This window comes from Streptomyces asiaticus (genome assembly GCF_018138715.1).
Classification (GTDB): domain Bacteria; phylum Actinomycetota; class Actinomycetes; order Streptomycetales; family Streptomycetaceae; genus Streptomyces; species Streptomyces asiaticus.
In genome coordinates, this window is record NZ_JAGSHX010000001.1 from 1309419 (window position 1) to 1320035 (window position 10617).

Below are 10617 nucleotides of genomic sequence, written 5' to 3' on the forward strand. Positions count from 1 at the left end.
GCAGGAGTGGGCGGGCGCCCGGACCGGTTCCGCCGCTACCCCAGAGACGACAGTACCCATCCCGAGTCGTCCTCGCCGGAACCGAACCTGATCAAGGCGCCGGACGGCATCGCCGCACCGCGCGCGAGCGTGTCGACGAAGGCATCCGCGAGCGCGTTGACCTGCTCGCGCCCAGCACCCTGGCCGTCGTCGCAGACACCGGAGTCGAGCCACAGATGGTCGCGGTGTCCCGTGACCTTCAGCATGATCTTGAACGTCTCCCAGTCGTAGGGCGGATCGCTCACGGCGACGCCCACGATGGTGTCGCCGCGCACCAGGTCGTCCCCGACGCGTACCCACACATCGCGTTTGGCCACTGCCCCCACCTCCCCCGCCCGGCCACATCAGCAGCCGAGCGTAGCCGTCTTGAACCCCCTCCGGCTCGAGCCGGAGAGCCGGACTTGCGAGAAGGGCTCAGCCTGCGGCCTTCCTGCCGGCCCTCTGCGGCCCGGGGCCTGGCGGCGGCGGCCGGGGTCAGGGATGGCGGAAGCCGCGGTCGGGGTCGCGGGCCTGGCCCGGGCGGAAGGGATCGAACCAGTCCGCGGCGGCCAGGTTGGCGAGTCCGAGGGCCTGGTTGATCTCGTTGCCGCTGTCCTCGATCCCGTCCAGGGAGGCGTCGAAGAGCATCAGTACGTCGTGGTCCTCGAACAGGACGGTCGAGCACCAGTCCCAGTCGAAGTCGCGGCGGTCCTCACCCAGACCCTCCACTGCTTCCGCCACCAGGCGCGGCCGGTTCCGCGTCAGCGCTCTGGCCCGGTCGATGCCCAGGTGCAGGGCCATCTCCTCGCCGGTGCAGCCCGGGCGGACGGTGCCATTCTTGGCGAGGTCGGCGGCCAGGTCGTCGAAACAGCGGGCCATCTGCCGCCGCCACTGCTGGTCCTGGTGAAAGGTGATCGGCGGCAGCGAGCCAAGGACACGGCCCTCGCCGCGCCCAAGAGGCGCATCGCCCACGGCGGCGATGTCCAGCCAGATCTGCTCAGACAGCTCCTCGAGCGCCACCCGCAGCACCGCAGCCGTCCGCGCGGTGAGTTCCTCGTCCTCCTCGCCGTCCTCGTCCCAGCCGTCACCCTCGCTGTCTTCTTCGTCCCACGCCGTCGGCTGGCCGTGGCGGGCGAGGGAAAGCAGACGGCTGCGCACGCGCTGCGCGGCCTCTTCGGGAGCAGCCGGGGCGTTGTCGATGATCTGAAGTTCGTCGGAGAACTCCTGGGCGCTCAGCAGCGCGCCGGCCTCGGCAAGCAGGGCGGAACCCGCACCCAGGCAGGCGTTCTGGGCGGGCAGGACCACGGCGAAGTAGTTGTCCGTCAGCCGGTCGATGACGGCGGCCACCACCCCGGCGACGATCAGCGGGTCAGCGAAGGCCTCCTCCAGCTGCAGCCCGTCGACGACGAGGACGCTGGAGGCCGACTCGATGAACTCCTCGAACTCGTAGGTGAACCGGCCCTCCTCGTCCAGGAGCTGGGTGGCCACCAGAGCCGGGAAGGACTGTTCGTCGGCCATCCGCTCGCGCAGGTTGTCGGACTTCCAGTACAGGCCGCGTACGGCCGTGAGGCTGCCCACCTGCGTGTCGGCCACGGTGATGCGCACCTCCCAGGTCTGCACCCCCTGCGCGGCAGGGTCCAGCAGCTGGTGAGTGTGGTGGAAGGTGAGCGCCAGCCGGGCAAGGTCCGCCCCCGCTGACGCCGGGCCCGGTCGACTGCTCAACGTGCTCCCTCGGTGCCTGTCCTCGCCCCGCCGCCTGCCGAGGCTCCGCAACAGCGTAGTGGCCAGGCGCCGCCGGTCTTCCCGAAACGGCGCCGTACGCGCATCCGGGCCCGGGAGGCGAAAAACAGCCCGAGCCCCTGCGGGCCGGGCTGCGCCGTGCAGTGGGCAGAGCCCGCCACACCTGCCGCCGAGCACGTCAGCCGTGGTCCTTGCCCACGGCCACGATCTCCGCCAGCTCGTGGGCGGACAGGCGGGCCCATCCGGCGACCTCCTCCAGCGCCACCCCGGCGGTGACGGCCGCGGTGGCGGTGTGCACAAGGGCCTTCTCGATCAGGGCGGCACTTTCACTGAGGTGCTCCAGCAGGGTGCGGGCCACTTCGGCGGTGGTGCCGCTGTGCACGCCGCGCAGCTCCACCAGCTGCTCGCCGGCCTCCTTGACCAACTGGGTGATGTGGAGACGGTGTTCGGCGGACACGGCGGCCCGCCACCGGGTCGCCGAGCCACCCGAATGCGCCTCGGCGGTCATGACGCGCAAGCCTCCGGCCATGGTGGCGGGCTGCTGTTCGCGCCGCAGCCGCCACGGATCGTCCCTCCACCCGGGCGGCCCGCCTTCACCGCGCCGCCGGCGGATGACAGCGCCCATCCAGGCGAGTAGAGGCCCGCCGTAGTCCACTGCCGACAGCGGCCCCAGCCAGTTGCGTCCCACCCGCTCGCCCAGCCGGCGGCAGAACGCCCCGTCAGCGGACAGCGGCCGCGGCCGCCCGGCACCGCTGTCCCTCCACACCAGCTCGGCCATGGCCGGATCCAGCAGAGCGTCGGCCACGGCCACCACCTCCGGGAAGACGACCGCGTCCCGGCCCACGATCCGCCACCGCTTAAGATCCGTTCCCGCGTTGCCGCCCGCTACCCGGTGCAGGCGCTGCGGCCAGATCTCCTCCTGATGCCAGTGCAGGGCTTCCTCCCACCACCGGGCCACGACCGCGTGCGCTAGGCGAAGACCTCCCCGGGGTCCGCCGCGGCCCGCACCGCACGCCGCGCCACGCCCGTCCACCGCCGCTGTGCGGCCACCACCTCGGGACACCGCGCAGGTCGAGGTGTTCCAGCGGCTGGTCGGCGTCCGCGTCCAGCAGCCACCGCCCGTGCCGCCCGCACACCCGCTGCCGGCGCGGCACATACCGCACCGCCCGCAGCGCCTGCCCGGTGCGCCGCGCGGTGCACGACCGGCAGGCGAACGCCGCTTCTCCCGCCACCGCGCTCGCCGCCTGCCAGCGCCCCTGCGCCAGGCCGGCCTCCCGCCCTTGCTGATCTTGGGGTCGTCCACGGTGAAGGCGGGCAGAGCCCGCGCCAGCACCGCCGGTTCCACCCCGCACAGCTCGGCGAGCACAGCCCGCCCGGCCTCGTTGAGGACGACCTCCGCGTCGGCCCGCATGCCGCCGCCGTCCATCCGGGCGGGGGAGTTGCGGCAGGTCCACAGCCGCAGCACACCGGCGGCAGGCAGACCGTAGCGGGCTGCGGCCCGGTTGATCAGTGACGAGGTCAGCTCCCCGGCCAGTGGCGCTGTCCGTAACACCCCTGCTGCCACAGCTCTCCCCGGCATCTGTTCCTGGTCTCCTGCTACTCCCGGCGCCTCTGACCGGGTTACAGCTCGAACTCGAGGGCGACGAGGTCTTTGAGTTCGACTTCGAGGCCGTGGGCGCGGCGGCCGTTGTCGCGGAAGTAGACCTCGCCCAGTGCCTCGGCCGCGACCTGACGGAGGTCATCCTCGTCGAGACCGGCTTCCTGTGCTTCGAGGAGGCGGGCGGCGTGGCGGGGCGGCAGGGCGAGGGTGAGGTGGCGCACGCGGGCCTGGTCGGTGCTGCCGGGGGCGGCGGTGTAGCCGAACCGGGCCTGGACATCGATCATGATGCCGTTCGTGGTGGCCGCGGCCTGCTTCGCCCTGGCCCTGATCTGCGGCTGCCAGCGGGCGCGGACCTCGCGTTCGAGGCGGTCGGCGAGCTTCCGGCCGGGGGGTTTTGATCTGGTTCTTCACGTACCGCTCGACGGTGCGCTGACTGATACCGAGCAGTTCGGCGACGCGCCGGGTGCTGCGCTGGTGCTGCTTGACCAGGTACCGCATCCGCGCCCCGGCGGACTTGGGAACGGGACGCGTGAACGCGCCCTGCACCGCCTTGTCGAGTTCTTCTGCGACCGTGACCATCGACCCGTGTCCTCTTATTCCCCGGTGTCCTTGGCGGTGACCTCGCCGGTCTTGATGTAGCGGGCGAGGTTGGCGGTCTTGCCGTCGGTGCCGAGCTGCTCGAGCACGTCCGCGCCCCACAGGACGCTCTGGGTGCCCTCGTGCTTGACCATCCCGGCGAGACCCCCAGCCGGAACGAGCCCGGCACGGTCTTGCCGTCGGCTCCGTAGGGCAGGACGTCCAGCGGGCTGGGCCCGTTGGCGGCGTACACGGCGCAGTCCGACAGGACCGCGACCGGGTAGCGGCCGGTGGCCGCCGCCAGGTTGAGCATCTTGCGGTGCATGTTGATCCGGGCCCGGGAGATGACGGTCGCGCGGATGTCCGGGCGCCAGGTGGGGCGGGCGAGGGCGGGCCAGGGCTGCCCTGGCTTCCAGCCGCCGCGCGGGCCTTCTCCTGCAGCTTGCCGATGCTGCCCTTGACGGTCATCTTGATGGCGTCCACCACGATGGCCAGCTCCGCATCCCGCTGCCTGTAGCCGTCCATCGCTTCCAGGAACTGGTGCGGGGCGAGCTTCTCGCCCACGGCGAGGTCCGCCATGGTGTCCACGTAGGCGTTGCGCAGCCGCTTGTACCAGCCGTCCAGGAACCGGCCGCACTCCGGGCGCACCCATGCCTCAAGCGGGGCGACGTCGTAACCGAGCTCGACGGCGTACGCCACGGTGGGGGTGGCGTACCAGGCCGGACCCTCCGGGCGTTCGCCGGTCGGCGTGAAGGGGCTGGGCAGCAGATCGCCGTCGAGCTGGTGCCACTGCTTGCCGACCTTCACCCGGGACAGGTCGACGTGGGAGAGGTCGACCAGCCAGGAACCGGGCACCGCTGGGTCGAAGACCGGGCTGGCGGTGTGCGCGGGGGGCGATGCCAGGCCGACGACCGCGCCGTTGGCGGCAGCACCGAACGCCAGGTTCACGTCGATGCCGACCAGGTAGCGCTGCAATGCACTCGGCGTCGGTCAGATCCCGCGCCCAGTCGTAGGCCTCCTCGAACAGCCTCTCGCCGGGGCCGCGCACGTGGAACCGGGGCAGGTCGCCAGGACGGGGTGTCCGTCGGTCGCCTCGCACGGCGCCGGGTCCATCGGCTGCGTGCCAGCGAGCCGGACCGGTGCTCGGAATGCCGCCTGCCCTCCTCGTCCGGCTCGCTCGCGCGGGTCGGCGGGTTGAGCGCGGTCATCAGCTCCAGCCCTGTCACGGCCGTGGAACCGACCGGCGTCATCACCCGCATCGCGTACACGCCCAGCACCCGGCCAGCTCCGCGGGCTCGAGCTGAGCTGCGTGGCCCCAGGCGCGGTCGTCGAGGGCGTGCCAGGAAGGGATGCACAGCTGCACGCACTGCCGACGGCCGTCCTGGGCAGGGCGGTAGATCCGCGCCCACGGCCCCAGCCCCCGCTTGGTCAGCTGCCAGTCGGCGCGCTGGAGCTGCTTGAGGACCTTGTGCCCCTCCGGGAGCCGCCCGGCGAGCCGCTCGGACTCCGACAGCGCGGCGGGCAGGCTGTAGCGCTCGCACGCCGCCTTGGTGAGCACCAGCAGCGGGTCGGCGTCCTTTCCCGAGCCGTGCAGCTTCTCCGCCCCCAGCCGTGCCTCCGCCAGCGTCACTCCACCAGCGCGGGGAGTGACTTGGCGGGCACGTCCAGATCAGGCCGCCGATGCCGTAGCCGGTCACCTGCCGGTCGGCGTCGGCGTCGAGGACGAGCAGCGGACCGTGCGCGTACGGGCTGCCGGGCGCGGGCGTGCGGGCCGCAGCGGTCTTCGGCGCGCCCGGGCGGGGTGATCCTTGCGGCGGCCGGGCGGCCCGCGCTGGACGCGGCGCGGCGGCTGGTGCGTGAGCGGCGGCGGGCACAGCGGATGGGGCGGTGCCGGGCGTGGGGGCGGCCGCGGCCTCAACAGCCCCGGCCGCGGGCCTGGTTCGCGCCGTGGACGCCGGGCCGCTGGACGTCTTCGGTGTCGGGGCGTCCTTCTGCGGGGCGGCGGTGCTCTCGGCGGCGGGGTAGAGCTGTGCGAGCTGCCGCAGCAGGCGCGCGTACGGCTCCCGCTGCGGCGGCCGCGGCTCGGTCTTGCCCGACTCCCAGCCGCTGACCGTCGCCCGCCGCACGTTAAGGGCGGCGGCCACCTCGTCCAGGGTGAGCGCGTGCGTCTGGCGCAGGCGCTTGCGCTCGGCCGGCGGCGGCAGCGGGGACCGGGACGCGACCAGCGCGTCGACCGCATCGAACAGCTCGGACATGGAACACCTCCACCCCCACCCTACCCCATGAATCGTACATAGCCCGTACGAAATCCGTACATTGCGCGTACGATTCGCGTACGTTGGTGGTAGGGTGCCGGATTGAAGGTGTTCTCTTCAGCGGCCTTGCCGCCCTTCCGGCCCGGCCGCCGCTCGCTTTGGACCGATCGAGGAAGAGCTTCATGACTGTGGTCGAACTGCCGCGGCCCGGCCGTCCCGAGAAGGCGCGGCTCTTCCCCGATCAGGTCAAGGCCGTCAAGCGGCTGGTACGGCACCTGCGCCGCGCCGGGACGCGGGGACTGTTCGTGTCGGCGACGGGGACCGGCAAGACACTGGTCTCGATCCGGGTGGCGGACGCACTCGGCGCGCGGCTGGTGCTGTTCGTGGTGCCCTCTCTGGACCTGGCGGCACAGACGGCACTGGCCTGGCGCCGGGACGGCCACGGCGAGCACATGGTGATCGTCTCCTCCCTGGACGCCAGAGGCCGGGACGACCTGGTCGGGGCGCGCGTCACGTCGACCACTGACCCGCACGCACTGGGCGGGCTGATGTCGGCGGTGGGGGAGGGCGAGGACCAGATTCCGGCGCTGACGGTGATCTGCACCTACGACTCCCTGAACAAGATCGAACAAACCCAGAACACGAAGTACGCGGTCCCGCCGTTCGACCTCGCGGTCATGGACGAGGCGCACCGGATCGCAGGCCGCGCGGACAAGAAGTGGGCCATCGTCAACGACGCGAAGCGCATCCACGCGGACCGCCGCCTCTACATGACCCCACTCCGAGGATTTTCGCTGCGCCGGAGCTGGCCGAGTCCGCCGACACCACCCGCCCGCGCCGCCGCCACCGCGGCGGCGCGGAGGCGGACGCGTTCGCCAACTCCATGGACAACGAGGCCGTGTACGGCAAGAAGGTCTTCGAGTACCCGCTCGCGCAGGCAGTCGCTGACGGCCGGGCTGCGGACTACCGCATCGTGATCCCCACCCTCACCGACGCCGACCTGCGCCGCCGCCTGAACCTGCCCGCCCCCGGCACAACCCGGCCCGGCGAGGATCAGGACACCGCGCTGCGCACCACCGCCCTGCACCTCGCAGTCCTGCGCGCCATGACCGAACACCGTCTGAAGAAGGTGCTGGTCTACTTCAACCTCGTCTCCGACGCCCGCCGCTTCCGCCCCCCACACCTTGCGCCAACTGGCCCGGACCGACCCCGGCCTGTGCCCGGACATCACCCCCGAGCTGTTCTTCGCCCACGGCGAGCACACCCCCGCCCAGCGCGCCGACACCTTCGCCGCCTTCGCCGCCGCCGACTGCGCGATCCTCGCCAACTCCCGCCTCATCGCCGAAGGCGTCGACATCCCCAGCGTGGACGCCATCGTCTTCGCCGACCCCACCCGCAGCGTCATCCGCTGCGTCCAGGCCCTCGGCCGCGCCCTGCGCCTGGACGTCTCCGGCAAGACCGCCAGCCTCATCGTCCCCGTCTACGTCCCGCCCGGCGCCGACGCCAAGAACATCCTCGGCACCGCCTACGAACCCGTCTGGGCGATCGCCTGCGCACTGGCCAGCCACGACCACCGCATCCTCGAACGCCTCCCCGACAAGGCCAACCGCCTCCCACGCGAGACCAGCGACGTCATCGAACGCCGCTGGCACTTCGACTTCACCGTCCACCCCGAGCGCATCGCCCAAGCGATGGACCTGGCCTCCTTCGACCCCCGCGACCCGGCCGTCTCCCGCTCCCGCCGCCTCGGACTAGCCGCCGCCCAGGCCTACCACGACGAATATGGTCACCTCGACGTCCCCGCCGACCACGTGGACCCCACCGGCTACACCCTGGGCACCTTCATCACCACCATGCGCGACGCCCGGAGGGCCGGCCGCCTGGAAGCCGCCTGGATCGCCGAACTCGACGCGCTCGGCATGATCTGGGACAAGCACGACGCCGCCTGGCGCTCCCGCCTCGCCGCCGCATCCGACTACCACCGCACCCACGGCCACCTCGCCGCCCCCGCCACCACCCCCGTCGGCGCCTGGCTCGCCGAACAACGCCACCTCGCCGCCAAGAACCAGCTCGACCCCGCCCGCGACGACGCCCTGACCGCCCTCGCCCCCGACTGGCGCCTGCCCCACGGCGCGGACTGGCACCGCAAATACCACCTGCTGCGCACCCATCTCGCCGACGGCGCCGACCCAGCCACGCTCACCCCCGACACCCAGCTCGGCAGCGTGAAGATCGGCTCCTGGCTGCACCGCCAGCTCACCACCTGGCACACCCTCCACCCCGGCCAGCAGCACCTGATGACCTCCCTCGGTCTGACCCCCGACAGCAACCCGCTCACCCCCGCCCGCCGCACCCGCCGCACCTTCACACAGACCGTCCAGCTCCTGGAACTCTTTCTCCACCGCGAAGGCCGCGCCCCTGCCGCCCGCGAGACGATCCGCGTTGACGGCGACACGGTCAGGATCGGCGCCTGGCTCGCCAAGGCCCGCACCAAGCACCGCGCCGGCCAGCTCCCCGACGACGAGGCACGCCTGGTCGCCGCCCTTTTCGACGGTGACTGGACAACCGAAAACGCCATCCCGGCCGCCCTGGCGTAGATGCCGCTCCAGAACCACACACCTGGGCCCCACGCTGCGCCCGTCGCCGCCGTCGGGCCGCCTGTTCCCCCTCAACCCGGCCACCGTGGACCTGTAGGCGGTCGGCGTGCACTGGGCCCTCGGCGACGCCGGCGCCGCGTTGGAGGCCGGGAAGGACCTGCGGCCCGCTCAGTTCCCGACCGTTGAGTCTGAGCGCAGGGCGCGGCTGGGCACGGACATGGCGCGGGCCTGGTGGGTCTGGAGGCGGCCCGAGCAGACCGCCCGCGCCCTGCTGGGCGCATACCGGGCCCGTCCCGGCGAGGTCCGAGACCCGCAGCGTCGTCACCGAACTGGCCGACCGGCGTCCGCTCACCACCGCGTTTATCCAGGGGTAGAGGGTACTGTGCGCAGGTCAGACCGAGTGCACCGACGTCAGGCAAGTTAGGTAAGTACGGCTTCGGGAAGGCTGTTCGAGGCGGCCGAAGCCACCCGGCCTTGATCTGTCGCGCGAGAGCGACGGTCGCTTGGTATCGACTGCCTCCACCGACTCCGCGGCCCCGTGTCTCTCCCCGGCGGTCGTCACTCGGCGACCTCCGCCTCAGTCTCGGTCTTGGCGATCCAGATGAGGCTGCCGATCAGCACCACGTCGGCGGCGATGCTGCCCAGGTGCACGGGCCCGTGGTGGCACGCGTAGACGGCCGTGCCGACCTCGCAGCCGAGCGGTACGGCCCGGCCTTCGTGCTCTTGGTGGACGGCGCACGCCAGGGCGACCAGGGAGCCGGTAACCCCGGGGACCGTGAGTGCTTCGATCGCCGCTTCATCGGTCTCCGGGTGGTCGACCGCGAGGAGTTGCAAGGCGCGCACTGCGGTGGTGTCGGTCAGGGCCTCCCGGGCGCCGCTCGGCAGCGATTCCTTGCCGGGCTGGACATTCCGCGAGGCGCCGAACAGGCACCAGCCCACGGTCAGCGTCGGGAGGCGGCTGACCCCGGTGTAGAGCACCAGGCGGGGGTCCTCGAACCCGCCCGTCTGGTACAGGTCGACATCGCCGTAGACGTCGAACGGCCCGGCCGGCATCGCCGTCGGCCACCCGGCGAACGCCTGCTCCATCGACGGGAGCTGTCGCTTGACGGCGTCGATGGCAGCGTCGTGATTGCCGCTCACTGGGCTGATCCCTCCTTCTCGATGGCGGCCCGCGTCCAGCTTCGCCGCCACCCACTTGGCCGCCGAGGCGACGGTCCCGAAACGGCTTCGGGCCCCCAAGCATCCACCCCTGAACGAACCGCCGTTTTCGTTGACTCCGGGGTTTGTTCAGGGTCGCACAGATGGTCTGAACGAACCGCCGGTTCCTGGCATCATGCGGTTCGTTCAGAGCGGCGGCTGGAGGTTCACCGTGTCCGAGGCTCCGTACGGTTCAACTGCCTGCGCCTGCGAGCCGCGCGGAAGGAGGGTGGCCTGACGGTGGCTGAGATCGCCAGGGCGGCCAGCGCGAGCGACAGGACGGTGAGCTTCTACCTGAGCGGGCAGCGGCACCCGCGAGCCGAGGTTTGCCTCGCCTGGCCCGTGCGGTCGGGGTGGCCGATCCGCTCGACCTATGCGACCTCCTGAAGGACGGTGAGCGGATCGTCCACCTGCGGGTGCGGGTCGGGAAGAGCCGGGCAACGGTGGCTGCTGACCTCGGCTGGCACCCGGATACCTACCGGGAGTGGGAGACCCGCGGGCACGCGCCGGACAAGATGACCGGTCCACGCGGCGCTGGGAAGACGACCCCGGCGGCCCGGCTGGGGCTGGCGGGTGAACACCCCGTTCTTCATCAGGCCCGTGGTCGAGAAGGGCGTGAGCATCGACGGCACGT

General features: G+C 72.0%; 8 protein-coding genes and 2 pseudogenes. 4 read left to right on the top strand and 6 right to left on the bottom strand.

Annotation, left to right across the window (positions count from 1 at the left end):
- Positions 1 to 35: 35 nt before the first annotated feature.
- From KHP12_RS05580 to tap, 5 genes and pseudogenes are all read right to left on the bottom strand, one after another.
- Positions 36 to 356 (bottom strand): hypothetical protein, encoded by a 321-nt coding sequence (locus tag KHP12_RS05580; RefSeq protein ID WP_211831596.1) that lies wholly within the window; start codon positions 354 to 356, stop codon positions 36 to 38.
- A gap of 157 nt (positions 357 to 513) precedes the next feature.
- Complete coding sequence (locus KHP12_RS05585; protein WP_211831598.1) at positions 514 to 1740, bottom strand: hypothetical protein; 1227 nt, start codon at positions 1738 to 1740, stop codon at positions 514 to 516.
- A gap of 196 nt (positions 1741 to 1936) precedes the next feature.
- Positions 1937 to 3322 carry a DNA-binding protein gene (locus KHP12_RS05590; protein WP_308289286.1) on the bottom strand — a complete coding sequence of 462 codons (1386 nt, stop codon included), beginning with the start codon at positions 3320 to 3322 and terminating at the stop codon, positions 1937 to 1939.
- A 56-nt stretch (positions 3323 to 3378) separates the two neighbouring features.
- A pseudogene (tpg, locus tag KHP12_RS05595) lies at positions 3379 to 3937 on the bottom strand (telomere-protecting terminal protein Tpg).
- A gap of 14 nt (positions 3938 to 3951) precedes the next feature.
- Positions 3952 to 6189: pseudogene (gene tap / locus KHP12_RS05600) on the bottom strand (telomere-associated protein Tap).
- A gap of 182 nt (positions 6190 to 6371) precedes the next feature.
- Here tap and KHP12_RS52795 point away from each other — a divergent pair.
- Positions 6372 to 7166 carry a DEAD/DEAH box helicase family protein gene (locus tag KHP12_RS52795; protein ID WP_308289287.1) on the top strand — a complete coding sequence of 265 codons (795 nt, stop codon included), beginning with the start codon at positions 6372 to 6374 and terminating at the stop codon, positions 7164 to 7166.
- Between the two features lie 207 nt (positions 7167 to 7373).
- On the top strand, positions 7374 to 8786 hold the full coding sequence (locus KHP12_RS52800; protein ID WP_308289288.1) for a helicase associated domain-containing protein: 1413 nt from the start codon (positions 7374 to 7376) through the stop codon (positions 8784 to 8786).
- Positions 8787 to 9344: 558 nt separating this feature from the next.
- Here the strand turns inward: KHP12_RS52800 and KHP12_RS05610 are convergent.
- A complete protein-coding gene (locus tag KHP12_RS05610; RefSeq protein ID WP_211831600.1) occupies positions 9345 to 9926 on the bottom strand; it encodes a hypothetical protein in 582 nt (193 codons plus the stop codon).
- A gap of 21 nt (positions 9927 to 9947) precedes the next feature.
- Between KHP12_RS05610 and KHP12_RS53245 the strand changes: the two genes are divergently transcribed.
- Positions 9948 to 10370: a helix-turn-helix domain-containing protein gene (locus KHP12_RS53245; RefSeq protein WP_372455167.1), complete on the top strand. Its 423-nt coding sequence runs from the start codon at positions 9948 to 9950 to the stop codon at positions 10368 to 10370.
- The coding region (locus tag KHP12_RS05620; protein ID WP_211831604.1) for a helix-turn-helix domain-containing protein at positions 10337 to 10617 on the top strand (281 nt) is incomplete at its 3' end. The genes KHP12_RS53245 and KHP12_RS05620, both read left to right, overlap by 34 nt.

Bases quoted from the DNA above. Each gene is read 5' to 3' on its own strand.
- KHP12_RS52795 (WP_308289287.1), top strand. From the start codon at position 6,372: ATGACTGTGGTCGAACTGCCGCGGCCCGGCCGTCCCGAGAAGGCGCGG.
- KHP12_RS53245 (WP_372455167.1), top strand. From the start codon at position 9,948: ATGGCGGCCCGCGTCCAGCTTCGCCGCCACCCACTTGGCCGCCGAGGC.